This is a genomic window from Thermostilla marina (assembly GCF_054657455.1).
The window spans coordinates 938,116-962,644 of the sequence record NZ_BAAHYR010000001.1 but is presented as its reverse complement, the minus strand read 5'-3'; the positions used below and the strand labels follow the sequence as shown (position 1 = coordinate 962,644).

The window sequence follows — 24,529 nt, the reverse complement described above, 5'->3', positions numbered from 1 at the left end:
CGTATGCCGAAATATCTTGGGGATGCGGTACCGCGGCGGACGATGCTGCGTCGCCCTCGGGTGGGCCTGCGAGTCGCTTCCTCGAAGCTGCTCCGGCGTGCAGCAGGTCTCGCTATGAAAAGGCGGTTTTGCGCGGTTGGGTGGCGTTGTTCTCTACAGCCGTCCGCCGTCTGCAAGGCGTTCTTCCAACGGGCTGCTAGGGCTCGATCGTGACGTGCGAGTTGATCGAGAGGATCGAGTACAGGTCTTCGATGTCGCGATCGGCAAGGAAGATCGTGCCCTTGGCGTCGGGACGATCGAAGTTCGCAGGATCGTTCGTACCGTGCAGGGCGATGCGTCCTCCCAGCCCGATCCAGTACTTGCCCAGCGGGTTGTTCGGATTGTCGGCGTCGATAATCGTCCCGTCGGGGCCGTAATAGATCGGGTGCATCCGCTTCTCGCAGACGCGATACTCGCCCACCAGGTTTTCGACGTCGGTGCCCACGCCGATCCGGAACCTGCCCGCGTACTTCCCGTTGAGCATCAGCGTCAGTTCGCGTTCTTGCAGGCGGACAATCGCATCGAACGGCCCGCGGACGACCTTCAACTGCGTTCCCGGCGGGATGTGGTCGGGATCGCGAATTCCGTTGATCTTGGCCAGCAATTCCCACGGGACGGCATACCGTTCGGCGATCCGGCCGAGCGTTTCCCCCGGTTGGACGGTGTACGGCGGCTCGAGCAGATGTTGCCGCGAAAAAATGACCGTTCCGGCGACCTGGTCGAGCAAATCCAGCAGTGCGGCGCGTTCTTCGGGCGTGATTCGCTCATCGCGGTGCCAGGTGGTCAAGACTTCGTGGGCGGTGGAAAACTCGCCCGCGTCGAGCTTGCGACGCACGGCATCAAGGAACCCGGCAAACTCGGGACGAATGCCGTGCGGTTCCTGCGGCGCGGGTTGGGGATCGGCGGAAGGCGCCCCGACGGGCGAAGCGGTCGTCTCGCCGACTCCGGGGACGGGTGCTTCAGCGGTACCCGACGCCGCGACCGGGGCCGCATCGCTGCCTAACCCCAACGAATCGGCCGACACCTCGCGGCCGAGTTCGACATCCAACGATCCGGCGACGGGAGGCCGGATCGCAGCCGTCGTCCCTTCGAAAGACGGGGCGGCGTTTTCGGTTGCGGCCGTCTGCGGCTGGGACCAGGGAGCGTTTCCGTCGGTTGCGGGCGTCGTTGCGGGCTGACTGGTGATCGTCACGTAGCCCAAGTAGCCCACCACGCCCAAAACGGCGACAACGCCCAGCGTTTTCACCGTCTCCATGATCGTCCTCCCTGACGCATCCGGATGATTGTCGAAAAGAGGTGCCTCCTCGGGGCGACCGCGCAGCCGTGCCGCGGAACCCGAACCCGCGCGTAGAATACCGCATTCGCCCGGCCAAGACCAGATCAATTCATCGGCAGAAATATCCACCAGACAGGGGGTTTCGATGAATCTTCGTCCGTCGCTGTACCATTTATTCCCTCGCCCAAACCGGTAAGATAATAAGGACGCGACCCGGCAACGCGACGTTCGTGGACGCCTTTTGCTTGCCGACCCCCTCGAACGAGCTATCGCATTCCCTTCACGGCGGACGGTCGAACGTCCGCCTTCAACACTCGTTAAACAAATCATGAGTATTCCGATTTCGGAACTGAAGATCGACTGGGATTTTCTCCGCGGGTACATCGACGCGCACGATGCCCATGCCGAGGTACATCGCGCGTTGCTCGATCGCGTCGAGGATGCCCTTTGCGGCTCGGAAGACGCCTCGGAAACGGCCGAAAAGATCGAACGGTGGCGTTACCAGTGGTTGGCCGAAAAGGAAGGTACCGCAAGCGAGGAAGACCGTCGGGCTGCCGCCGTGTTGGACGACATCTACGCGGCGCTGGTCGGCCGGGAAACTCGGACGGGCCGAGAAGCCCGCGCCCACGTGTTTTCCGAAACCTTCGCCGCCGATCGTGTGGCCGCCTTGGAATGGGCGGTCGATCCGAGAGTCGACTTCGAAGAAGTCGCCGTGCGTGCGCGGCAGGCGACGGCGCGCGACGGCATTCGCGACATCGACCTGTACGCGCCGATCTACCTTTCGAGCCATTGCGTGAATCACTGCACGTACTGCGGATTCCGCTACACCGAGAACATTCCGCGCAGGCATCTCGACGAAACCGAGGCCGTCGCACAAGCTCGATTCTTGTACGCGCGGGGAATGCGCCGGTTGCTGCTGGTCGCCGGTGACTTTCCGAAGATGACCAGCGTTGCGTATTACACTTCGGTATGCGACGCGATTCGCCGCGAGTTTGATGACGTCGAGCTTTCGGTCGAAATCGCCCCGCAATCGACTTCGGCATATGCCGAACTTGCCGCACACGGCGTCGAAGGCGTGACGCTGTATCAAGAGACCTACCAGGAATCGCTGTACCGCGGGTATCATCCGCGCGGGCCGAAGGCACATTTCGAGTGGCGGTTGGAAGGCCACGATCGCGTGGGCGAGGCGGGAATCCGCAAGTTCGGCTTGGGGGTGCTTTTGGGGCTGGCGAATCCGGTCGAGGACGTGCGCGCGATGGTGCGTCACGCGGCGTACCTGGAAAAACGATTTCCCGATGCGCATCTGGCATTCAGCCTGCCGCGGATTCACGAAGCCCCGGCCGGATTCACCGTGCCGTTTCCCGTCGACGACGAAACCTTCGTGCGGTTGTACTGCGGCTTGCGATTGGCGTTTCCGCAAGCCGAGCTGGTCCTGTCGACGCGCGAGCTTCCCGAGTTGCGGGGCAAGCTGGTCGATCTTTGCGTCACGCGGATCAGCGCAGGCAGCTCGACCGTTCCCGGCGGTTATGAAGACGACAGCGACCTGCCCTTGGCCGGTCCCGGCGAGCAGTTTCCGGTATGCGATCACCGGCCGATCGGAGAGGTCGTCGCGTGGCTCGAACAGGCGGGCTATCGTGTACGCTGGAGCAGCCGAGCCCATTGCGACGAGGCAAACCGTCCGCGGTAGCCCGGGTTTCCGCCCCGGCAAGATCGTCGCGATAAGGCACAAGCGGTCAACCGATTCGTGGAAAAGGGTCGGATTTCGAGCCGCCTTTCTTCTTCACGGGGCAGGACAAAGCGGCCATAATGCCCCTACGCCTGTGTATCGTTCGGCGAAATGCCCCGAAAATGCCTCAAAACGCGGGAGAGTGTGATGAGCGGCGACAACCCTTTCAATCAAGACCAGTTCGGTCACGGTTCGTTCACCGACGATTCGTTCGGCAGTGAGGCGAACCCGCTGGTCGCGGGCGCGACCGGTCCGGAACAGCCGGTCGAGAAAAAACGCGGTTGCAGTACGACGACCATCGTCTTGCTGATCGTGCTCGTGCTGCTGTTGGGCTGCTGCGGATTGTGCGGCGGGTTTGCCGGCCTGGGCGTATTCATGCTGAAAAAATCGCCCCCCTACACGATGGCCTTGGCAAAGGTTCAAAACGATCCCGCGGTAATCGAGCGGTTGGGCGAGCCGATCGAACCCGCTAGCTTCCTGCCGACCGGCGAGTTCTCCGACGCGGGAGACAGCGGCTCGGCGAACCTCAACTTCAAGGTGAAGGGGCCGAAGGGGACGGCACTGGTCAACGTCGTCGCACGCAAGATCGGCGGTCAATGGGGCATCACCACGCTGACGGTCGTCATCGACTCGCCGAGCGAGCGGCTCCAATTGGATGTAAGCGACATGGGAGGGCCGGAAGAGGCGCCGCAATGGAATCCCGGCGCGGCGGTCGCCCCCGAAGCGACACAGGAAAACGACGAACCGCCTCCCGAGCCGGAAGAAGCCCCCTCGGCCAATATTTCACTGCCCGAAGGCATCGAGATTCCCGAGTAATCGACGGTAACACAAACGGCATCGCAGATTCGGCAAACGATGAGCAAGTATCGCATCCGCACATTCGTCGCCGTGGACTTGGACCCGGCGATCGTCGACGGCGCCGGCAGGGCGATCGCCCGCCTGCGCACCAGCGGCGCCGACGTCAAATGGGTCCGTCCCGAGAACATGCACCTGACGCTCAAGTTCCTCGGCGACGTAGACGCCCGCGACGTGTATGACGTGTGTCGGGCCGTTCAACAAGCGGTTGCCGAATTGCCGCCGTTTACCGTCCAGGTCGACGGGTTGGGGGCGTTTCCGACGCTTGATCGGCCGCGCGTCGTGTGGATGGGCATCACCGAAGGCGGTCCCCAGCTCATCGAGTTGGCCGATCGCGTCGAACAGGCGCTGGTTCCGCTGGGGTTCCGGCGTGAAGCCCGCAAGTTCCGTCCGCACATCACGCTGGGGCGTGTCCGCGGGGGCGGCGGAGCGATTCGGTTCCTCGCCGACATGCTTCGCAAGAACGAACGATACGAAGTCGGCATGACGGCGGTCGACGAGGTCGTCGTCTATTCGAGCGATTTGCAGCCCGAAGGGCCTGTGTACAAGCCGCTGGGCCACGCCGAACTGGCGGGCAACTGAGGCGGCCCGGTCGAATTGCCCTTCGTGTTTTGAAAACGAAAAGCGAGCAAGACGAGTTTTCTCCGACGATGACACAGCCACGTTTTTCTCCCATCCGTACCGAGATCGCCGGTTTGCCGGTGGTCGAGCTGGCCAAGGAATTCGGAACGCCCACCTACGTGTACGACGCCGCAGTCATCCGCAAACGCATGGCCGAACTGCGGCGGTTCGATGTCGTCCGCTACGCCCAAAAGGCTTGTTCCAACCTGGCCGTGGTTGACTTGCTGCGCCGTGAAGGTGCGATGGTCGACGCCGTCAGTGCCGGAGAGATTCATCGGGCGCTCGCTGCCGGATACGAGCCGACCGGTGATCCGCACCCGATCGTCTATACCGCCGATATTTTCGATCGCGACGCGCTCGCGTTGGTCGTCGAGAAGAACATCCACGTCAATTGCGGCTCGCGCGACATGATCGACCAGTACGGGGCCGTCGCGCCGGGGCGCGACATCACGTTGCGCATCAATCCCGGCTTCGGCCACGGACACAGCCGCAAGACGAACACCGGCGGCGACCTGTCGAAACACGGCATTTGGCACGAGCAGCTTCACGACGCTTTGGTCGAAGCCGAACATTACGGACTGGGCGTGACCGGGCTGCACATGCACATCGGCTCGGGGACCGATCTGGAACATCTCGCGCAGGTGTGCCGGGCGATGGAAAAAGCGGCGCTCGAGGCGGGCAGAAACGTCCGCACGATCAGCGCCGGCGGCGGCTTGCCGACCCCCTATCGCGATGAAGACGAGCCGATCGACCTCGATGCGTATTTCAAGCTGTGGGACGAAACGCGAAAACGCCTGGAAGACGCCTTCGGGCATGCCGTTCGGCTGGAAATCGAACCGGGACGGTATCTCTCGGCCGAAAGCGGGTATCTCATCTGTGAGATTCGCGCGGTGAAGACCCAAGGCGAGAACCTGTTCTACCTGGTCGATGCAGGCTTCAACAACCTGGCGCGACCGATCCTGTACGGCGCGTACCATCCCATTTCGATCGTACCGAGCGACGGCGATACGCGACGGCCGATGGTTCCGGCGATCGTGGGCGGACCGCTGTGCGAATCGGGCGACATCTTCACGCAGGAAGAGGGCGGATTCGTCGTCACCCGTTCGCTTCCGACTGCAGCCCCCGGCGATCTCTTGGTCATCGAATGCGCCGGAGCCTACGGCTTCGTGATGAGTTCGAATTACAACTCGAAACCCACCGCCGCGGAGGTGCTGATCGAGGACGGGACGCCCTACTTGGTTCGCAAACGACAAAGCTACGAAGACCTGTTCGCCGCGGAAACGATCCCCGCCCGCGACGCATGAACCGCCTTCGCAGCATCCTCGCCCCCCGGCGTTCGCGGCTGCGTCAAATTGCTGGGTGATCGGTTGTCGCGCGGCTCGTCGCTGGTGTACCGACGGTGGTTCGGCCATACTGGAGACGTCGAATATCCCACCTCACGCGCCGCGCAAGTTGCAGCAGCAGAAGAAACCATGCCGACGATTCTCTACTTCGATTGTCTATCAGGTATCAGCGGTGATATGACCTTGGGCGCCCTGGTCGATCTGGGAGTTCCCCTCGACCTGCTGAACGAACGGATCGGCTCGCTGGGGCTTCCCGATTGCCGATTGGAGGCCGCCGAAACCACGAAACGCGGCTTTCGGGCGACGCAAGTGCGCGTTTTGGCAGCCGAAGAACACGCGCACCGACACTTGTCGCACATCTTGAAAATGATCGACGGTTCGACGCTCACCGACGCCGAACGACAACTGGCCGAGCGCATCTTCCGCCGCTTGGCCGAGGCCGAGGCCAAGGTGCACGGCACGACGATCGAGAAGGTCCATTTCCACGAGGTGGGCGCGGCCGACTCGATTGCCGACATCGTCGGCGCGGCGGTCGGGTTGTGTCATCTCGATCCGGCGAAGGTAGCGGCCTCACCGGTTCCGACGGGGACGGGCAAGATCCGCATTGCCCACGGTACGTGCAGCGTGCCCGCTCCCGCCACCGCCGAACTGTTGCGCGGCATTCCCATTGCGGCAAGCGACATCCCTATGGAATTGACCACCCCCACGGGTGCGGCGATCTTGGCGACCGTCGCCGAGTCGTTCGGCGCACTACCGGCGATGACGATCGAACGGATCGGCTACGGGGCCGGCGAGCGCGACATCGAATCGCAACCGAACGTGCTGCGTTGCTTCTTAGGGACGGTGTCCGATGGTGTGCCGAGACCCGTAACCGACCGCATTTGGGTCGTCGAAACGAACCTCGACGACGCCAGCGGCGAGATGATCGGTTACTGTGCGGCAAAGTTGTGGGAGGCCGGGGCGCTCGACGTGTACACGGTGGGCATCCAAATGAAGAAGAATCGTCCCGCCGTGACGCTCACCGTCTTGTGTCGCGAGCCCGATCTCGCCCGCGTCGAAGCAACGATTTTCCGCGAAACGACGACCCTCGGTATACGGCGGATGCCGGTGGAGCGACACACCCTACCCCGGCGAGCCTTCGAGGTCGAAACCCCCTGGGGCCCCGTGGCGGGCAAAGTCGCTCGGCTGCCGGACGGCTCGTTGCGGTTTGCCCCCGAGTTCGAATCGTGCCGTCAGGTTGCCGAATCGGCGGGCGTATCGCTGGGTCAGGTGTACGAACAGGCCCGTTCGGCCTTCCGACCGGAACAACTCGCCGGCGACGCCCCCGAAACCTGGTCGTTCTAGCGACGAAGGCCTGCCTCATTGGGGCACACACGGCAAGATCGCCATCTTATCGGCGAAGATATATGGTAGATTCCGGTAGGTCGGCGTGCGCGCTGAGATTGCATATCGTATACAATCCTGGGGGTTCGCGGGCCCTCTTACTCCAAGTGGAGGTCGGACTACCAGTCCTGACCGCCCACCCCCAAGGGAAAAGGATGGATTCCATGTTTCTCCTGGCCGAAAGCAGCTTGTTCGGATTGTTCGTGTTGGCCTTCGTCGTGATGGTCGTCTACCTCTCCGTCCGCAACGCCGCCAAGAAAAACAAGCGACGTGCCTCGTGGGGAAGTCGCGGCGATACGATCAAGGCCATGCTCGACGGAGTCGCGGGCAAGCCGCTTGGTCCCTTCGCCACCAACGAAGACCAGGCGCACGTGCGGTTGGAAGAACGCTTCCGCGAAATCGAGGGAACACTCGACACCAAGATCGCTCTCTTGGAAAACCTGATTCGCGAGGCCGATCGGGCGGCAGCCCGACTCGAAAAAGCCTTGAACATGGCGCTCCCGGAGGAGCTTCGCGAACTCCAGTCGCAGTCGTCCGACAAACCGGAACAAGACGACGATGCGGGCCTCGTCTCGGCCTCGCTCGTACCCGAAGAAGACACCACCCCCTCGCCCCCACCGGAACGGTTCGAGGAGACGCCGACCGGTGAGGAAAACGTCGATTCCGTCCCGTCGACGCGACGGGGAACGGAACCCGCGACGGGCGATGCGGCTGAATCTTCCTCCACGACGACGATCGCCGAGCCGGCGACGAGTGCTTCGGACGAGTTGCCCGCCGCCGTGATCGACGAGGTCATTACGCTGGCCGATTACGGGTTCGAAACCTCGGAGATTGCCGCCCGACTCGAATTGCCCACTTCGGCCGTGCGTCGCGTGCTCGCAAAACGGCGCGGCAGCTCGCGGCTTTGATCGCGCCGGTCTCGCAGGCGTGCCGTCGTTCTTCAGCCCGATCGAATGGGTGTGCCGGCGGCTCAGTAGATTTCGATACTCTTGACGACCGCGCCGCCGGAGGCGTGCGATGCGTTCAGGCATCGGGCTGCGGCTTCGAGCAGTCGGCGCGGCTCGAAGTTCCGCGAGGGCACGTCGACCTCGGCGATGCCCACGTCGAGCGTAAGAATCCCTTGCGCCAGCCCGCCTTTGCCGATCGGCAGCGAACGAATCGTATCGACCAGGTAATGCCCGTACTCGACGGCCTGTTTTCGCTCGCAGTCGGGCAAGACAAGGGCGCAACCGGCATCGCCGTAAGGCTGCACGACGGCGGCCGGGTGCTCCAACCGCTCGCAGGCCAAATGCAACACGCGGACGAGCTTTTCGAGGTTATCCAGCCCCAGTTGCATGGCCATCGTGTCGGGAGAATGATATCTCAAAAGCACCAGGCACAATGCCCAGTGATTTTGCCGGCACGTAAGGACGGCCGCCGAGAGGTTGCCCAGTAAGCCGGGGTCGATTTCGGGTTCGGCCACGGTCGCCGTCGCGGCGGGAGTTTCAGCCGACATCGTGACCGGGGCTATCGGGGCGTTGCCGCTCGATGCGGCCACCAGTCGCGGCGACGGCCGGAAGTCGTCGTCCATGTAGGCGTCCATCACCGCGGCCAGCTCGTCCTCTTCCTGTAGGCGTTCCTCGGGCATTTCGTCCTGACGGACGATCTCGGTCGCCGCCGATGCCGCGACGACCGCCAGTTGTTGGTGCGCCCGGGCGAGCAGCTCTTGCGCCGAAGGCAGGTCGTCGGTGCGAACCGAGAACACCTCGGCCAACTGCGAGACCTTCTCGTCCAGTGTCGCTAGGAACGCCTCGATTGTGTCGCGGTCGATGTTTTGCGCTTTCGCGGCCGCCTCGACCACTTGCGAAAGCGCCGAAGGCTTCCCGTCGCCCAAGAAGCAGGCGGCGGCTTCGGCAAGTTCAAGGATCTCGGCGATCATGCGGGCCGAGGCTGAAATCTGTTCTTTGTCGGCAGGATACGAAACCGCCTCGACCAGCGTGCCGGGCAAGCCCCATTGCGTGAGCAACCGCGCCGTCAACTGCGTATGGTTGAAGCCCATCGACTGGGCTTCGCGGGCGAGAATGTCGTCGCCGCGGTCGATCAGTTTCTCGACGAATTGTTCGTACGCACCGCCCAACTGGCGGATGAGCACGAGCATTCCCAGGTCTTGAAGAAGACCGCCGATGAAGGCCTCGTCGCCGGAACGCTTCCAGAATTGTTCGCACAATTCGCGGGCGGCGACCGCCTTGGTCAACGTGTGCCGCCAATAGAATTCCAGCGTCGTCGGCGTGACACCTTGGAAGAGCTCGGGCGGCAGGCTGAAGCCCAACACCAACAGTTTCAGCGGCTTGATACCCAATAGGGCCAAGGCCTGGTTCAAGTCGGCCACCGAGCGAGGCAGGCCGAACAACGAACTGTTCACCACCCGCAGCACCTTGGCGGTCAAGGCGGGGTCTTTTTCGATACAGCGTTTCAGCGCCGCCGCGTCGACGTCGGGCCGCTCGGTCAGATCGAGGACCTCCATGGCCACCGCGGGCAAGGTATACAGCTCTCCGGCACGTGCTGCAATGCGATCAATGATCGACGCGGAATCCGTCATCCTGCTGGTTCCTGCACGGGAAATCGACTTGCGGTGCGAACCGACTCGTCGCCCTTTGTTTTGCGCAAAACACCTACAATGCGAACATTCAATAGCTTTGGCGCGATCTGCAAAACCGGCCGCATTTACGGGAATGCCCGATTGAACTCTAGCTGACGATTCCAACCGCTTCAAAGCGTGCGGATGGTGGAATCTCGACATTCGAATGGGTAAGGTGGGATTATGCGAAACGGAATGGGAGGGAGCCCCCGCCGGGGCGCTGCGATCGGTCGGTTGCGACGTGAAACGCGCGCACAGGCGGTGTGAGGCTTGCGCGGTGTTGTGCCGGGCATCGGTTGCGATGTCCCTCGAATCGGCAAGATGGTCTCTCCAACCCGAACACCCAACATGGAGGAAACGCCACGATGAAGCGTTTGCGGAGTGTCCTGCTCTGCGGTGCCTTGATGACCGCACTGGCGACGGCCGTTTCGGCTTCCGCCGCCGAGTACACGTTGAAGCTGCCCGCGGGCGTCGAACGCTCGTGGATCGGCCCCGAATTCTGGGCCAACCGCACCCAAGATTGGAAACTGGCCGACGGGAAGATTCTGTGCATCGCCGACGAAACCCGGCTGAACATGCGGACGTTGCATCTGCTCACCCATCGCCTGGCCGAAGGCGACGGGACGTTCCGCATCACGGTGAACACCCAGTGGAACGGTGACGAGGGCACTCAGCCCAGCAAAGGGGCCTTCAGCGGATTGTTGATCGGGATCGGCGGTCCCGGCGTCGATTACCGACGGGTCGTGCTGGTCCACGCCTTTCCGGGTGAAGGGGCCGGTCTGGTAGCCGCCGCCACCCCCGACGGAAAGGCCTTCTTCGCCGACTTCGAAAAGGAACAAGTCCAACCGCCCGCGGCAATGGGCGAACCGCGGCCTTTGCAGTTGACCCTCGAAGGCAAGCCGGTCGACGGCGGCTATCAATTGACGCTGGTCGTTGCCGACGCCGCGGGTACCGAGCTGAGCCGTGCAGAAACCACCGTCGCCGACGAGCGGGTCGTCGGCTCGATCGCCTTGGCCGCCGATCCGGGGAACAAGCAGGCGAACACCTCGGGCAAGTTCGCCTTCACCGGTTTGCAGGTCTCCGGCACGAAGATCGACGCCGACGAAGGCCGTACCTTCGGCCCGATCGCCTGCACGAAGTACACCCTCAGCCGCAAGGTGCTCAAGCTTTCGGCGCAGTTGTTGCCAATCGGTTGGGAAGCGGCAGGAAACGGCGATACCGGCACCGTCGCCCTCGACGTGCAGAAAGACGGCACCTGGCGCCAGATCGCCGAGGCACCGATCGTCGTGCCCGGCTTCGTGGCCACCTTCCGTGTGCCGGACTGGGACGATACCCGCGATACGCCGTACCGGGTGCGTTACCGAGCGGCCGTCGGCGACGCAATGCGCGAGTTTTCCTTCGGCGGGACGATCCGCCACGACCCGGTCGAAAAGCCGGTGGTGAACGTCGCCGGGTTCACGGGCAACCACAACAACTCGCACCGTATCGGGCGCCCCGGTTTTTCGTGGAAACGGGAAGTCTGGTTCCCCCACGAAGATTTGTGCGATCACGTGCAAAAGCAGGATCCGGACCTTCTGTTCTTCTCGGGTGACCAGGTCTACGAGGGGGGCAGTCCGACTTTCCCGGATCGTGCAAACATCGAGCTCGATTACTTGTACAAGTGGTACTTGTGGTGCTGGGCATACCGCGACCTGGCGAAAGACATTCCGACGATCAGCATTCCCGACGATCACGACGTGTATCAAGGGAACCTGTGGGGTGAAGGCGGCCGCCCGATCGACAAGGACGACAAGGGCGGCTATGTCCATCCCGCCGAGTTCGTCAAGATGGTCGAGCTGACGCAGACGACGAACCTTCCCGACCCGTACGATCCCACCCCCATCGAGCAAGGCATCGGGGTGTACTACACCTCGATGAATTGGGGACGCTTGAGCATCGCGATCATCGAGGACCGCAAGTTCAAGTCGGGATGCAACGGGCGGGTTCCGCCCGGCGGTGCCAGCCGAGCCGATCATGTCGTGAATCCCGATTACGACGTGATGTCGGCCGACGTACCCGGCCTGCAATTGCTGGGCGAACGGCAAGAGAAGTTTCTGCGCGAATGGGCCGAAGATTGGGCCGGCGCCGATATGAAACTCGTCTTCTCGCAAACCGTGTTCGCCGGGCTGGCGACCCACCACGGCGCCGGCTTGCAATACCTGATCGCCGATTTCGATTCGAACGGCTGGCCGCAATCGGGCCGCAAGCGGGCGGTCGATCTGTTGCGCAAGGCGTTCGCCTTCCACTTGGCAGGTGACCAGCACCTGGCGACCTTGGTGCACCACGGGATCGACGATTGGGAAGATGCCGGCTGGTCCTTTGCCGTGCCGTCGATCGCGAATTTCTATCCGCGGATGTGGAAGCCGCCGGTGCCCGGTGAAAACCGCATCCCGGGCTATCCCGAATGGACCGGTCGTCACTTCGACGGCATGAAGAACCGCGTCACGATGTACGCTGCCACGAACCCCGATTGGTCGACCGGTCGCGAACCGGCCGAGCTGCACGACAAGATGCCCGGCTACGGCATCCTCCGTTGCAATCGCTATGCCCGCACGATCACCGTCGAATGCTGGCCGCGCTACGCCGACCCGGCGAACCCCGCCGATACGCAATACCCCGGCTGGCCGCGGACGATCATCCAGAACGACAACTACGGTCGCAAGGCGGTCGCCTGGTTGCCGATGTTGCGTGTGCACGGGATCGCAAACCCGGTCGTCAAGGTGTTCGACGCCGAAGGCGAACTGGTCTACGCCATCCGCAACCGCGGTCCGTACATGCGACCGAAAGTCTTTGCCGAAGGGCGCTACAAGGTGGTCGTCGGCGAACCCGACACGAACACCTGGAAGACCCTTGAACTCGACGCGACCCCCGAGGCCGTCGGCGTCGTCGATGTCGAATTCTGATAGGGCAAACACCCTATCGCAAATGAGCCGTGAAGCGGTGTAACGACTCCCCGGCGACCGCCCGCAGTGAGAACGCTTCGGGCGGTCGTCGGTCGATTTTTTGCGATTCCACGACCATTTCAAGGTGCGAGAACAGACCATGCAACCGGCGGAAAACGGCAACTTTCCCACGGTGCGAATGCGGCGATTGCGGTATCATCCGCAGGTGCGGCGGTTGGTTCGATCGGTGGAGCTTTCTCCTCGGCGATGGATCTTGCCGCTGTTCGTGCATGCCGGAGACGAATCGCGGCGGCCGATCGCCTCGATGCCGGGCCATGCGCAACTGTCGCTCGATGCACTCGTGCAGGAAGCCCGCCAGGCGAAGCAGCTCGGCCTAGGCGGCGTCTTGTTGTTCGGCATTCCCGCCGAGAAAGACCACGTGGGCAGCGATGCGGTCAGCGAAAAGGGGATCATCGCCCGCGCCGTCCGCGCAATCAAAGCCGCCGTTCCCGATCTGCTGGTGATTACCGACGTTTGTTTCTGTGAATACACCGACCACGGGCACTGCGGTCCCTTGAGCGAGTGCACGGGCCGCACGGACGTCGACAACGACGCCACGCTGCCGCTGTTGGGCCGGCAGGCGGTCGTGCACGCCGCCGCCGGAGCCGACGTCGTCGCCCCCAGCGGCATGATGGACGGCATGATCCGGGCGATTCGCACGGCGCTCGACGAAGCCGGGTACGCGCATGTGCCGATCATGAGCTACGCCGCGAAGTACGCGAGCAGTTTCTACGGTCCCTTCCGCGATGCCGCGGAAAGCGCGCCGCAATTCGGCGACCGCCGCAGTTACCAGATGGACCCGGCCGCCGCACCGGGCGAGGCCCTGCGCGAGGTCGAACTCGACCTGGCCGAAGGGGCCGACATGATCATGGTCAAACCGGCCTTGCCCTACTTGGACATCATCCGACTCGTCCGCGATCGGTTTCCCGGCGTGCCGCTGGCGGCGTACAACGTGTCGGGCGAGTTCAGCATGATCAAGGCCGCCGCCGAAAAAGGTTGGCTCGACGAATGCCGTACGGCGTTGGAGTCGCTGCTGGCCATCCACCGCGCGGGAGCCGACATCGTCATCAACTATTGGGCGAAAGAGGCCGTCCGCTGGCTGGATACCCTTTCCGGCTGACGCCGCTCGATCGCTCGCTTGTCATTCCCATCGCAATGGTGCGATGCTCACGCCGCGATAGGGCCATTCGGCGCTGGAGATGAACCAGTCGCCCGCCTCGTCCTGAAACACCTCGGGGGCGTGCGCGTCGAGCGTCGTCACCAGGTCATCCCGCCCAAAGTGCAACGGATCGGTCGATCGGTACACGTAGGTGACATGCTGATAGGCCCCTTGCAGGTCTTTGCGGTCCCACACGCCGTTCCATCCGCACACGAACAAGTAGTAGGCGTCGCGGTATCGAACGAGAAACGGCGACTCAGGATCGACGCCCTCGGGCATTTCGAGGATGCGTCCCCGCGGCGTCCACTTCCGCAAGTCGCGCGAGACGGCCGCGGTCACGGCGCCGTCGCCGCAGACGACCATGTAGTAGCGATCACCGTCGCGCAGGACATTCGGGTCGCGCCCCGCCGGAGCCCCTTCCAACGGCCCGGTCGGCTTCCAATGAACCAGGTCGTGTGAGACCGCCGACCGCATGGGCGTGGGGCCGTAGATCATCACGTAACAACCGTCGTGCCGTACGATGGTGGGTGCGTGAATCGCGCGAATCTCATCGGGCCGTTCGGCCGGTGGAAGCACCTTCGGCCGATCGCGCCACTTTTCGGGCTTCAAGACCTCGCGCAACGTCCCAGGCGGTGCGGCCGCGTGAAACAACAAATTCTCGCCCAAGTGAACGTTGTCAAGATCGGTCCGCGGATGCGTGATCCCGAACGCGTGCCACACTCCGTTTTCATCGCGCACAAAGCAGTGATCGTTGGGCACCCACTCACGATAGAATTTGCCCGCGATCAACTCGCCTTCGTCGGGACCGGGAAAGACGTCTCCGGCCGGCTTGTAGACATTCACATAGGCACCGGCCAATCGTGGAACAGGAGCCGCAGAGCGGATTTCGGCATGCGAAGCGATCGGCCCCGTAACGACCGCAAAGGCAACCAACACGATGTGTCGCAGGTGCGCGTTCATGACCTTCTCCCTGTACCGTCGTCGCTCAGCCGCCGTTCGCCTTTCCGCCTTGGAACGGGAGGGCTGTCTTCGGCCAAGCTACATCGTTCAGGCGACACATCGCAAGCTGTTTTTTCAGCCCCAAGGCGACCGCTGCAAACCGACACGCGAATCGACATTGATCGTCCCTGGCGGGCCGTCCCTGTCACACCGCCGGGCGTACGGGGCTATCGGCCGGTTGAACGGTTTTGGCTCCGCAAGCGGGCGAAGGGCTACCGCTTCAGCGAATTCCCGCGGTCACGTCGTCGGGAATCATTTGCTGCTGATACAACTGGTAGTCGATGTCGTCTCCCACGAAAGCGGCGTGGCCGTCGGCGTACGCGACGATGAATCCGCCGGGATGCAGACTCGACGGTCGGGCGTAACGTACCGGCGGATTGTCCCGCGGGAAAGGCACCAGGTCGGTCGTGCACATGTTCGGCGGAACGACGTTTCCGTCGGCCGAACCGCACGCCCCCGGCGTTTGGGTGAAAAGCATGCCGACGTCGGCTTCGCGTACCGGCCGCAACGTACCGGCGGCGTCTATCGGTACGAAATAGGTCGCCTGAAGATTCTCGCCCAAAAGCAAGGTGAACTGCTGCCCGTCGGGAATCTTGTCGAGCTTGACCTTGATGCGGGTGGAAGCCAGGTTGGGGAAATTCACCGTGTCGTGGTTGAAGAACAGGGCGAACTGCGTCCCTTCGTTTGTGGGAACTCCCTTGACGTCGAACGTCGTCCCGTCGGGAATCCCGCAATTGACCACGTAGCTCAGCGGACAAAACGAGTCCGTCCGCTCGCCCACGGGGCACAAGAATTCGGGTACGGCATACTCGTCCGGCGGCGTAGGAAGATTCCCCTGCCGCACGTTCCGCCAGACGTCGGTGTGCTCGGTATAGGGCAAAATCATGAGCACCCAGCTCAAATTACCCACACCACCGAAACTATCGACATAGCCGGGGAGCTGATCTTTTGCCAACTCGTACTCGTGTATGGCATTTGCCAGATTGTGCAGGCGGTCGGTGCAGGTCGTTTGACGTGCTCTCGCTCTGGCCGAAAGAATGGCCGGCACGGTCAACGCCACCAGCATCGCGATGACGACGATCACGACCAACAATTCCACCAACGTGAAGCCGGTGTGTGCCTTTCCTCGCATGGTTCGCTCCCCTTCCAATGAAGACCGCGCCGCCTCGACACGCGCATTTTTTGCCGTTTTTTTCTGTCACAGCAACCTGCGGCCCGGCCCGGCGACGTCGATCGACACCCTTGCTCTAAGATGTCATTGTGACACAGCAGGTCGGAACATGCCAGCGCCGAACCGAATCGGGGCCAGCCTTCGCCAGCCAGCGCATTCGGCGCCGATCGCGCAACCCCTCTCTTCCAGGGGGGGATAGAACTTTCCGTCTCGTTTCTGCTCGTCCAACGGCTATAATGCGGGTGCAGGAGCGAATACTCTGCCGAATCGTTGCCGTCGCGAGGCAATTTGGCGCGGTTCGCACAGTTCGGACGGCAGCCGACAGTTCGTTGTGTCTACTCTTCGCTGTGAGGCAAGGTATGGACACGTTCCACCGATCGATCGAAGCGGCACGGCGACGGCTGATCGTTCAGCGGTTTCTCGAAATCCTGGGACCGGTAATGGCCGCGGCTCTGTTGTTCGCAGCGGCCGCAAGCGTTTTCGAACGCCTTGGTTTTCTCTCGTTCGACATCGGGTGGATGGTCGCCATCAGCCTCGGTCTAGCCGTTCTGGCCGCAGGCGGATGGGCGTGGTGGACGCGTCCGCAATTGTTGGACGCCGCTTACCTGATCGACCGTCGTTTTGCTCTCGACGACCGCCTGGCGTCGGCGATCAGCCTGTCGGAAGACCAGCGACGGCAACCTGCCGGAAGTGCACTGCTGCGCGATACGGAGCAACGGTTGCAGCGCGTCGATATTTCCTCGCGATTCCCGGTGCGTCTGTCTCGACGATTGCTGTGGCCGCTTCCCGCTGCGGGGGCTTTGCTGCTGGTGCTCCTGTTCGTCTCGCCGGTGGGCGGCCGCTCTCGATCGGCACAACCGCCGTCGACTGCCACGACGAACACGATTGAACCGGTCCGCGAGGTCCGGAAGCAGCTCATCGCACCACCAAGCACCGACGAAGACTTGGAAATCCTCAAGCAAAAGCTGCTTGAAGCCCGCGAAAAACTGGCTGAATTGGCCACAGAGAACCGCAAAGAAGCCCTCGTCGAATTGAACGAACTTCGGAAAGAGCTGGCGGAACAGCGAGAGCGACTCGCCGATCCGAACCGACTGGAACAGCAATTGAAGCAATTGGCGAACATCGATCGCGGCCCCGCCGACAAGCTGGCCGACGCCTTGCGTCGCGGCAATCCCGAACAGATCAATCGTGAACTCGAAAACCTTCGGCGACAGCTCGAAGAAAACGCACTCGACCCCCAAGCGCAGCAGGCGTTGGCCAACCAACTCGAGCAAATCGAAAAGTCGCTCGAAGAGATCGCCCGAAAACAGCAAGAGGCCCAACGCCGACTGGCGCAGCAACTTGCCCAGGCGGAAGCCGCGGGAAATCGTGAGCTGGCCGAGCAACTGCGCAAACAACTCGACCAAATGGCCAAGAACGCCGATCAGGCCGAAGCCTTACAGAAACTGGCCGAACAGTTGAAACAGGCCTCGCAGTGCGCCAAGGCGGGAGATTGCCGGAATGCGGGCGCAGCTCTCGCCGAGGCACAAAAACAACTGGAACAACTTGCCCGGCAAGCCGGCCGGGGGAAGTTGCTTGACCAGGCCCTTGCCGATCTCAAGCAACTCCAAAATCAAATGAATTGCAAGCAATGCAACGGCAGGGGCTGCGCCGCTTGCTGCGGTGTAGGTAACGGCAATGGAACAGGCTCCGGTCTTGGTGAAGGCCGAGGCCACGGGCCGCGTCCCATCGCCGAGGACGACGTCAAGTTCCGCGACTCGCAGGCCCCGGCCAAGGTGGGACCGGGAGGCCTCGTCGTCTCGGGCACGGCGGGCGGCCCGAACTTGCGAACCGGCGCCGTCAGTGCCATCCGCGGCGAAATCGAGCGACTCCGCGAAGAGCCGATCGATCCGCTGGCGACGCAACCGGTTCCGGCACCGTACCGAGAGCATACCCGCGAGTATTTCGACGGTATTCGCGAATCCAACTGATCCCGCGACGATCTTCCCGATTGAATAACGCACAACGCCCGAGGAGAAACGCTTTCGCGTCTCCGTCGGGCGTTCGAACTTCGTGGGTGATCAGGTTTCCGAGCCGTGCGTCAGGCGTCGCCGTTGGTCTTGCTCGACGCGTCGGTTGCCGTTTCGATCACGTGATCGACCAGGCCGTATTCTTTGGCCTCTTCGGCCGACATGAAACGATCGCGGTCGGTATCCTGCTCGATCTTTTCGATCGGGTGGCCGGTATGTTTCAGGAGAATCCGGTTCAAACGTTCCTTGATCTTCGCGAATTCCTTCGCGTGGATCATGATGTCGGTGGCCGTTCCCTCGGTCCCGGCCAAGGGCTGATGGATCATGATGCGCGAGTTCGGCAGGGCGAAGCGTTTGCCCTTGGTTCCCGCGGCCAACAGCACGGCGCCCATCGACGCCGCCTGTCCGATGCAATAGGTGGCCACGTCGCAGCGGACGAACTGCATCGTGTCGTAGATGGCCAGTCCGGCGGTCACGGCCCCGCCGGGCGAATTGATGTACACGTGGATGTCGGCGTCGGGGTTGTCCGACTGGAGGAACAGAAGCTGGGCGACGACGGCGTTGGCGACTTCGTCGTTGATCGCCGAGCCGATGAATACGATCCGGTCCTTCAGCAGGCGACTGTAGATGTCCATCGCCCGCTCTTCTCGCCCGCTTTTCTCAATCACGTAAGGAATCAGCGGCATGGAGGTCGACCTCCCTCGTAGCTGGTCAATGTTTTGCGGCAAATATGTCCTATCGCTTCGACGCGCCGATCCGAAAGGCCCCTCGTCGACGGGCTTCGTCGGCGGCGAGTCCTATTCGTCTTCCGATTCTTCAACGGATTGTTTCCGGAGAATGTCGTCGACAAGCCCGTACTCTTTGGCCTCTTCGGCGCTCATGTAGAAATCGCGATCGGTATCTTTGGCGATCCGTTCGATGGGCTGGCCGGTATGCTCGGCCAGAATTTGGTTCAAGACTTCGCGGGTCTTGAGGATCTCTTGGGCCTGGATCTCGATGTCGGAAACCTGGCCGCCCACTTGCCCGTACGGCTGATGGATCATGATCTTCGAGTGCGGCAAGGCGAATCGCTTCCCTTTGGCACCGCCGGCCAACAACACGGCTCCGCCGCTGGCGGCCAGTCCCACGCAGTACGTGGCAACAGGACACGACAGAATCTGCATCGTGTCGTAAATGGCCAACGTCGAACTCACACTGCCGCCGGGGGTGTTGATGTAAAAGTGAATGTCCTTGCGGCGGTTCTCGCTCTGCAAGTACAACAGCTTCATGATGATCTCGTTTGCGTTGCCGTCGTGAATCACCCCCTGCAACAGGATGATTCGGTTCTCCAGCAACAAATCCCCCAGCGTCATCTGCCGCTGGCGCTGATAGTCGCGATAGCTTGCCATGGGCTCGACCACTTGCGATAAGATTTCGTGAATTTCAGGATTCATCGATGTCCTTTTCAACTCGGTGGGTCGTCGAAACGACCAAATGATTACGTTCGCTTGTTTCGATCTGCGGCCTATCCTAACCCCTTGCAAGGCACGTGAACACCCGGGCGGAAAAACGCTAGTGTAGCGTAACCCGGGCGATTCTCCCTAGGCGTCTTCGGCCGGAATCGTATCACGTTTAGCCTCGGCCGTACTCCCTGCCGACTCCAGCTTTTGCAGCTTGCGCAGCTTTTCTCGGTTGACAAGCAATCTGCCGACGAAGCGGAATCTACCGGCCGTGCGGGAAAAGACCGGCCGACAAACCGATGTTCGCCGGCTCGGCGAGGAAATCGCAGGCGGGATATTGCATCTTAGGAGAGTGTCCTGGTCGAAGACAAGGTGAGTGATGTTCCCTTGGCCCCTCGCACCGGCTTTCCGCGTTCAGCTCTCGGCGAGGGGAACGTGGCCGACCAACCATTCGACGACTTCGGCATTGGCGGGCAGAAACGGCAACGTCTTCAACTCATCGACCGACCGCCATGTGAACGGGGCCGCCGGTTTCTGTCGACTTTGCCGTGTTGCCGGAACGGCCAGAAAGAAATGCAAGCGAACCGTGCGATGCGGGTAGGCGTACTCCGACGTCGTCAATTCGCGCAACAGGCGCACGTCGAGGCCGGTTTCTTCACGGCATTCGCGGATCGCCGCTTCGAAAGGCGATTCACCGGGCAGAAGTTTGCCGCCGGGAAATTCCCAATACCCGCGATGCGCCTCGTCGTCCCGCAGGCCGACCAACACGTTTCCCCGATCGACGACCACCGCCACACCGATTTCGACGATTTTCGCTTCGGCGCTGCTTTCGTTCGTCGCCAGGCGCGTTTTCCGGGGGTCGTTCATCGTTTCGCGTTCGGCCCGTGATCCTCTGACGATGCGTTTTCGATGTCGCCGTTATGCTCGACCGTGTCGGCATTGCTTTGCCGCGGCTTTCTCTTTTTTTCGCCCGTCGTGGAACCGGCAGACACCGCGCCCCGTTTGGCGCGTTTCAGTCGCGCCCGCACGGCCGCCAGACGTTCGGCGAGCACCTGTTCGAAACCTCGTGGGACGGGACGATAGTATTCGCGATCGACACCCAGATAATCTTGTTCCGCGACGCCGCCTTCTTCGTCGTGCGCGTAGCGGTAGCCTTCGCCATGCCCCATTTGTTTTGCGCCGCTGTAATGGCTGTCGCGCAGGTGGACGGGCACGGGCAACAATCGCCCCTCGCGCACGTCTTTTTGGGCCTCGGATATGGCGACCGTGGCCGCATTCGATTTGGGCGCACACGCAAGGTACGTCACCGCCTGGGCAAGCGTCAAACGACATTCGGGCAAGCCGACCAGTTCGCACGCCTGGGCCGCCGCCACGGCAAGCGGCAACGCGGCCGGATCGGCGTTTCCGACGTCTTCGCTGGCCAGGATCACCAATCGCCGGGCCAGGAAGCGAATGTCTTCGCCGCCTTCGAGCATCTTGGCCAACCAATAGATCGCTGCGTCGGGATCGCTGCCGCGGATCGACTTGATCAACGCGCTGATCGTGTCGTAGTGGGCGTCGCCGTCGCGATCGTAGACCAGGGCTTTTTTCTGCATCGATTCGCGGGCAAGCGCCCGCGTAAGCCGGACGGGCTTCCCCGGCTCGTGGCTCGAAAGGACGGCCACTTCCAAGGCGGAAAGCGCCGCGCGGGCGTCGCCGTCGCTGGCCGCCGCCAGAAAATCCAGGGCGTCGTCTTCGACTTCGACGGCATATCGCCCCAAGCCGCGGCTTTCGTCGGCCAATGCCCGTCGAAGAATCGTCTTGATGTGTTCGGGCGTCAGCGGCTGAAACTGAAACAACCGGCTGCGGCTGATCAACGCGCTGTTGATCGCGAAATAGGGATTTTCGGTCGTCGCCCCGACGAGCACGACGACGCCGTCTTCGACGTAGGGCAACAACACGTCTTGTTGTGCCTTGTTGAAACGATGGATTTCATCGACGAACAAGACGGTTTTCCGGCCCTCGGTCGAAAGCCGCTCCCATGCCTCGGAAAGCACCTCGCGCAGTTCCTTCACGCCCGCGGTCACGGCGCTGATCTGCCGGAACGCGCTTTTCGTCTCGACGGCCAACAGGCGGGCGAGCGTCGTCTTTCCTGTGCCGGGCGGGCCGTGAAAGATGACCGATCCCAAGCGATCGGCGGCCAACAGGCGGCGCAGCAGCCGCCCCGGGCCGAGGAAATGTTCTTGGCCGACGAACTCGTCGAGCGAGCGTGGACGCATCCGGGCCGCCAACGGCTGCGCCTTGCGACGTCGTTCCGATTCACTCGCTTCGAACAACGACATGGCCGGTTTTTCCTCGGTCGTGAAACGTACCGCCTCACTTCATCGAAGGGCCTCGTACGGGCCGCCCTCGGGCAACATTTCGCCCAGGGGACATCCTTCGCAGCGCGGGCGCTTTCCGCAATGATTCTTGCCGACCTCGACGAACAGGGCGTGGAATTCGTTGTACAACGCGACGTCGGGCTCCAATCGCTCTTCGAAAAAAGCCTTCAACGTATGGTAATCGGCCTCAGGCTCGATCCATCCGTGTCGTGCCAGCACGCGAAGGGTGTATGTATCGACGACGAAAGTCGGCTTTTCGGCGGCGTAGAGAATGATCGAATCGGCCGTCTCGGGTCCGATTCCGTTGATGCCCAACAGGGTTTCCCGCAACGACTCGATCGACTGATCGAACATCGCCTCGAGCGATCCGTCGAATTCTTCGACGCACACGCGCAACAAATTGCGTAGGCGTTTTGCCTTCAGGCGAAAGTAGCCGCACGAACGAATGCGCTCTTGGAGTTCTTCCTCGGGAAGCGCGTACAGCTTGCGCGGCGAAAGGAGTCCGTCTTCCCGCAATCGGTCGATCGTCTTGGCGACGTTCGCCCAGTTCGTATTCTGGACGAGTATCGCACCGACGGTGACCTCGAACGGGGTTTCCCCCGGCCACCAGTGTCGCGGCCCGTAGGCCTCGAACAACCGCCGATACACATCCATCAACGCAACAGCCATGTTGCAACCACGCTCCCGATGCCGTTCAGTTTGTGCAATCCGCAATCTCGACACAGTCCCGCCCCGGGCCGACGGGAACGAACCGCCGTTTCTTTTCTGCGGCGATTTCCCTTCGAGGTCGGGTTCGGACCTGCCGATAGCATCCATTGTAGCGGTCTGCGCCGGGATTCCCACGAGCGCCGCCGCACGCGATCCACCGGTAAGAACGGGCAAGCACCCTCATGGCATCGAACGCTGGCGACACCTCGATTTCCGCACCTGCCGAAGGCGAATTGTACTGGGACGCGTCGCAACGCCCCTTGGCCTCGCTGATGTTCGTCGCGCCGCTTCTGGTGTTCTACGAGGCGGGCGTCATTCTGCTCGGGCCCGAGGCCGTTCGCAACGGGGCCGAAATGTGGCTGCGCGAGTTGCTCGGTCGCGTAGGTTTCGGACAGTACTTCCTGCTGCCGGTGGCCACCGCGTGTCTCCTGTTGGGCCAGCATTACCTGACCCGCGCGAAGTGGTACGTACCTTCCCGCGTGCTGTGGGGCATGCTCGTCGAATCGCTCGCCTTGGCGATTTGCTTGCGACTATTGCTGAGCGTGCAAAGCGTGGTGTTCGAAGCGGTGACGATCGCGCTACGACCGGTCCCGGCGGCGCTGTCGGACGAAGCCCGCTCGATGCTCACGATGGCGGTCGCCTACGTCGGAGCGGGCGTGTACGAAGAGCTCGTCTTTCGCCTGATTCTGCTCAACGGCCTGCACCTGATCGCCCGACAAGCCGGTTTGCAGGCCCGCGCCGCGTTGTGGTTAGGAGCGATCGGCAGCAGCCTGATCTTCTCGGCGGCGCACTATGTCGGCCCCTACGGCGAGCCGTTCTTGTTGTTCACGTTCTTGTTCCGGTTCGTGGCCGGGATGTTCTTCGCGGTGCTGTATTGCGTGCGCGGTTTTGGGATCGCCGCCGGCGCGCACGCCGCATACGACCTGTTGGTGGGCTTGGTGTAACCGTCGTGCGCGTATCGGTCGGTTTCGGCACACGGTATGCAGCGCGGTGCAAAGCTCGTGCCGCAAACAAAGGTCGTCGATACCATCCGCACGCGCGGGCGGAATTTTCATGTTGTTCTGCGGGACGGTCGATCGAAAACCAAGAACACCGATCGAAACGGCTTCGCTTCAGGAAGGCGAAATCGTATCCTCGAGAAAACGATCTTTGTCGCCGCCTGCGGCTTGGCTTATAATAGACTCACTCGACGTCGTTCGAGAGACTCATCCGGAGGTTTTCTCCGCTGAATTCCATATGCGTTCGCAGGTTCGTTAAAGAAGGAAACGGCATCGTGCTGACTGTTCGCCCCAAGGCTGCCGAGTTGATCTTCCGCTTGTACGGACGTCCCATTCACCCCGAATTGTTCGAGGTGCATGCGACTCGCAAGATCACTCGCGGCAACTACGAGGCGAAAATCGACATCACCAGCGCCGGGCATGTCATCACCTGGCGGCACGAGAACGTCACGCTTACCGAAGTCTCCACCACGGCGAACCATCCCTTGCCCGAAAAACGGCGGCTCATGTCGCATACGATCAAAGGGCAACACCGCGAACGCATCGAATGTCGCAACGGTATCGTCTACGAAACGCAATTCGAACTCGAAACCGTTCCGGCCGAACTGTTCCGTGTGTTCCAAGAGCACCTGGCGCACGACGGACCGGGGCAAGGTCTATACTGCGAGTTCGGTTCCAGCGGACGGATGCCGTGCGGAGCGGTCAGCTTCATCTATACCGAAACCCGTTCGAAACACCTGCTCATCCAGGCGTTTCATACTTTCCCGGACGATTTCGCTTTGGTGAAGAGCGAGACGGTCATCCGCTTGCCGTAAGGTGCGATAAGAAGCGATTCGCCTCGGCAG

Annotated in this window: 20 protein-coding genes; 11 read left to right on the top strand and 9 right to left on the bottom strand. The window is 62.2% G+C overall.

From position 1 onward, the window contains the following. Positions 1–196: 196 nt before the first annotated feature. Positions 197–1,294, bottom strand: a complete 1,098-nt coding sequence (locus ACYQ2I_RS03390; RefSeq protein WP_460165584.1) for a LysM peptidoglycan-binding domain-containing protein — start codon at positions 1,292–1,294, stop codon at positions 197–199. 349 nt (positions 1,295–1,643) lie between these two features. On the opposite strand from ACYQ2I_RS03390, the gene ACYQ2I_RS03385 reads away from it, so the two are divergent. The 6 genes from ACYQ2I_RS03385 (at position 1,644) to ACYQ2I_RS03360 (ending at position 8,151) form a co-directional block, all read left to right on the top strand. Continuing rightward, on the top strand, positions 1,644–3,002 hold the full coding sequence (locus tag ACYQ2I_RS03385) for a radical SAM protein (RefSeq protein WP_460165583.1): 1,359 nt from the start codon (positions 1,644–1,646) through the stop codon (positions 3,000–3,002). Positions 3,003–3,188: 186 nt separating this feature from the next. Beyond that, entirely contained in the window at positions 3,189–3,857 is a 669-nt protein-coding gene (locus ACYQ2I_RS03380) for a cytochrome c oxidase assembly factor Coa1 family protein (protein WP_460165582.1), read from the top strand. Positions 3,858–3,896: 39 nt separating this feature from the next. Beyond that, the gene (gene thpR / locus ACYQ2I_RS03375) at positions 3,897–4,478 is read left to right on the top strand and encodes an RNA 2',3'-cyclic phosphodiesterase (protein ID WP_460165581.1); all 582 of its coding nucleotides are present in this window, start codon (positions 3,897–3,899) and stop codon (positions 4,476–4,478) included. A 68-nt stretch (positions 4,479–4,546) separates the two neighbouring features. Continuing rightward, positions 4,547–5,821 carry a diaminopimelate decarboxylase gene (lysA, locus tag ACYQ2I_RS03370; protein ID WP_460165580.1) on the top strand — a complete coding sequence of 425 codons (1,275 nt, stop codon included), beginning with the start codon at positions 4,547–4,549 and terminating at the stop codon, positions 5,819–5,821. Positions 5,822–5,989: 168 nt separating this feature from the next. After that, positions 5,990–7,204, top strand: coding sequence for a nickel pincer cofactor biosynthesis protein LarC (gene larC, locus ACYQ2I_RS03365; protein ID WP_460165579.1), 1,215 nt, complete (start codon positions 5,990–5,992; stop codon positions 7,202–7,204). Positions 7,205–7,398: 194 nt separating this feature from the next. Beyond that, positions 7,399–8,151: a hypothetical protein gene (locus tag ACYQ2I_RS03360; RefSeq protein ID WP_460165578.1), complete on the top strand. Its 753-nt coding sequence runs from the start codon at positions 7,399–7,401 to the stop codon at positions 8,149–8,151. Positions 8,152–8,213: 62 nt separating this feature from the next. Here the strand turns inward: ACYQ2I_RS03360 and ACYQ2I_RS03355 are convergent, their stop codons facing one another. Beyond that, positions 8,214–9,821, bottom strand: coding sequence for an HDOD domain-containing protein (locus tag ACYQ2I_RS03355; protein WP_460165577.1), 1,608 nt, complete (start codon positions 9,819–9,821; stop codon positions 8,214–8,216). A 404-nt stretch (positions 9,822–10,225) separates the two neighbouring features. On the opposite strand from ACYQ2I_RS03355, the gene ACYQ2I_RS03350 reads away from it, so the two are divergent. Continuing rightward, positions 10,226–12,802, top strand: coding sequence for an alkaline phosphatase D family protein (locus ACYQ2I_RS03350; RefSeq protein WP_460165576.1), 2,577 nt, complete (start codon positions 10,226–10,228; stop codon positions 12,800–12,802). Between the two features lie 139 nt (positions 12,803–12,941). Next, a complete protein-coding gene (gene hemB / locus ACYQ2I_RS03345) occupies positions 12,942–13,961 on the top strand; it encodes a porphobilinogen synthase (RefSeq protein WP_460165575.1) in 1,020 nt (339 codons plus the stop codon). Positions 13,962–13,982: 21 nt separating this feature from the next. On the opposite strand, the gene ACYQ2I_RS03340 is transcribed toward hemB, so the two are convergent. Both ACYQ2I_RS03340 and ACYQ2I_RS03335 read right to left on the bottom strand, forming a co-directional pair. Further along, positions 13,983–14,960, bottom strand: a complete 978-nt coding sequence (locus ACYQ2I_RS03340) for a family 43 glycosylhydrolase (protein WP_460165574.1) — start codon at positions 14,958–14,960, stop codon at positions 13,983–13,985. 259 nt (positions 14,961–15,219) lie between these two features. Further along, complete coding sequence (locus tag ACYQ2I_RS03335; RefSeq protein ID WP_460165573.1) at positions 15,220–16,131, bottom strand: DUF1559 family PulG-like putative transporter; 912 nt, start codon at positions 16,129–16,131, stop codon at positions 15,220–15,222. A gap of 398 nt (positions 16,132–16,529) precedes the next feature. Between ACYQ2I_RS03335 and ACYQ2I_RS03330 the strand changes: the two genes are divergently transcribed. Then, the gene (locus ACYQ2I_RS03330; protein ID WP_460165572.1) at positions 16,530–18,140 is read left to right on the top strand and encodes a coiled-coil domain-containing protein; all 1,611 of its coding nucleotides are present in this window, start codon (positions 16,530–16,532) and stop codon (positions 18,138–18,140) included. 110 nt (positions 18,141–18,250) lie between these two features. Here ACYQ2I_RS03330 and clpP read toward each other — a convergent pair whose 3' ends face one another. The 5 genes from clpP to ACYQ2I_RS03305 form a co-directional block, all read right to left on the bottom strand. Next, positions 18,251–18,865 carry an ATP-dependent Clp endopeptidase proteolytic subunit ClpP gene (gene clpP, locus ACYQ2I_RS03325; protein WP_460165571.1) on the bottom strand — a complete coding sequence of 205 codons (615 nt, stop codon included), beginning with the start codon at positions 18,863–18,865 and terminating at the stop codon, positions 18,251–18,253. A gap of 111 nt (positions 18,866–18,976) precedes the next feature. After that, positions 18,977–19,612 (bottom strand): ClpP family protease, encoded by a 636-nt coding sequence (locus ACYQ2I_RS03320; RefSeq protein WP_460165570.1) that lies wholly within the window; start codon positions 19,610–19,612, stop codon positions 18,977–18,979. Positions 19,613–20,032: 420 nt separating this feature from the next. Next, positions 20,033–20,485 carry a (deoxy)nucleoside triphosphate pyrophosphohydrolase gene (locus ACYQ2I_RS03315; RefSeq protein WP_460165569.1) on the bottom strand — a complete coding sequence of 151 codons (453 nt, stop codon included), beginning with the start codon at positions 20,483–20,485 and terminating at the stop codon, positions 20,033–20,035. Then, positions 20,482–21,939, bottom strand: a complete 1,458-nt coding sequence (locus tag ACYQ2I_RS03310; protein ID WP_460165568.1) for a replication-associated recombination protein A — start codon at positions 21,937–21,939, stop codon at positions 20,482–20,484. Before ACYQ2I_RS03310 ends, ACYQ2I_RS03315 begins: the two co-directional genes overlap by 4 nt. A 39-nt stretch (positions 21,940–21,978) precedes the next feature. Continuing rightward, positions 21,979–22,647, bottom strand: a complete 669-nt coding sequence (locus ACYQ2I_RS03305) for an endonuclease III domain-containing protein (RefSeq protein WP_460165567.1) — start codon at positions 22,645–22,647, stop codon at positions 21,979–21,981. A 221-nt stretch (positions 22,648–22,868) separates the two neighbouring features. Here ACYQ2I_RS03305 and ACYQ2I_RS03300 point away from each other — a divergent pair, with 221 nt between their 5' ends. Both ACYQ2I_RS03300 and ACYQ2I_RS03295 read left to right on the top strand, forming a co-directional pair. Further along, positions 22,869–23,630 carry a CPBP family glutamic-type intramembrane protease gene (locus ACYQ2I_RS03300; RefSeq protein WP_460165566.1) on the top strand — a complete coding sequence of 254 codons (762 nt, stop codon included), beginning with the start codon at positions 22,869–22,871 and terminating at the stop codon, positions 23,628–23,630. Positions 23,631–23,959: 329 nt separating this feature from the next. Further along, a complete protein-coding gene (locus ACYQ2I_RS03295; protein ID WP_460165565.1) occupies positions 23,960–24,499 on the top strand; it encodes a DUF2617 family protein in 540 nt (179 codons plus the stop codon). Positions 24,500–24,529 lie beyond the last annotated feature (30 nt).

Coding starts and splice junctions, on each gene's coding strand:
- ACYQ2I_RS03320 (WP_460165570.1), bottom strand. CDS start 19,612: ATGAATCCTGAAATTCACGAAATCTTATCGCAAGTGGTCGAGCCCATG.
- clpP (WP_460165571.1), bottom strand. CDS start 18,865: ATGCCGCTGATTCCTTACGTGATTGAGAAAAGCGGGCGAGAAGAGCGG.
- ACYQ2I_RS03340 (WP_460165574.1), bottom strand. CDS start 14,960: ATGAACGCGCACCTGCGACACATCGTGTTGGTTGCCTTTGCGGTCGTT.
- ACYQ2I_RS03380 (WP_460165582.1), top strand. CDS start 3,189: ATGAGCGGCGACAACCCTTTCAATCAAGACCAGTTCGGTCACGGTTCG.
- ACYQ2I_RS03350 (WP_460165576.1), top strand. CDS start 10,226: ATGAAGCGTTTGCGGAGTGTCCTGCTCTGCGGTGCCTTGATGACCGCA.
- lysA (WP_460165580.1), top strand. CDS start 4,547: ATGACACAGCCACGTTTTTCTCCCATCCGTACCGAGATCGCCGGTTTG.
- ACYQ2I_RS03360 (WP_460165578.1), top strand. CDS start 7,399: ATGGATTCCATGTTTCTCCTGGCCGAAAGCAGCTTGTTCGGATTGTTC.
- ACYQ2I_RS03355 (WP_460165577.1), bottom strand. CDS start 9,821: ATGACGGATTCCGCGTCGATCATTGATCGCATTGCAGCACGTGCCGGA.
- hemB (WP_460165575.1), top strand. CDS start 12,942: ATGCAACCGGCGGAAAACGGCAACTTTCCCACGGTGCGAATGCGGCGA.
- ACYQ2I_RS03310 (WP_460165568.1), bottom strand. CDS start 21,939: ATGTCGTTGTTCGAAGCGAGTGAATCGGAACGACGTCGCAAGGCGCAG.
- ACYQ2I_RS03390 (WP_460165584.1), bottom strand. CDS start 1,294: ATGGAGACGGTGAAAACGCTGGGCGTTGTCGCCGTTTTGGGCGTGGTG.
- ACYQ2I_RS03300 (WP_460165566.1), top strand. CDS start 22,869: ATGGCATCGAACGCTGGCGACACCTCGATTTCCGCACCTGCCGAAGGC.
- ACYQ2I_RS03335 (WP_460165573.1), bottom strand. CDS start 16,131: ATGCGAGGAAAGGCACACACCGGCTTCACGTTGGTGGAATTGTTGGTC.
- ACYQ2I_RS03305 (WP_460165567.1), bottom strand. CDS start 22,647: ATGGCTGTTGCGTTGATGGATGTGTATCGGCGGTTGTTCGAGGCCTAC.
- ACYQ2I_RS03385 (WP_460165583.1), top strand. CDS start 1,644: ATGAGTATTCCGATTTCGGAACTGAAGATCGACTGGGATTTTCTCCGC.
- ACYQ2I_RS03315 (WP_460165569.1), bottom strand. CDS start 20,485: ATGAACGACCCCCGGAAAACGCGCCTGGCGACGAACGAAAGCAGCGCC.
- ACYQ2I_RS03330 (WP_460165572.1), top strand. CDS start 16,530: ATGGACACGTTCCACCGATCGATCGAAGCGGCACGGCGACGGCTGATC.
- thpR (WP_460165581.1), top strand. CDS start 3,897: ATGAGCAAGTATCGCATCCGCACATTCGTCGCCGTGGACTTGGACCCG.
- larC (WP_460165579.1), top strand. CDS start 5,990: ATGCCGACGATTCTCTACTTCGATTGTCTATCAGGTATCAGCGGTGAT.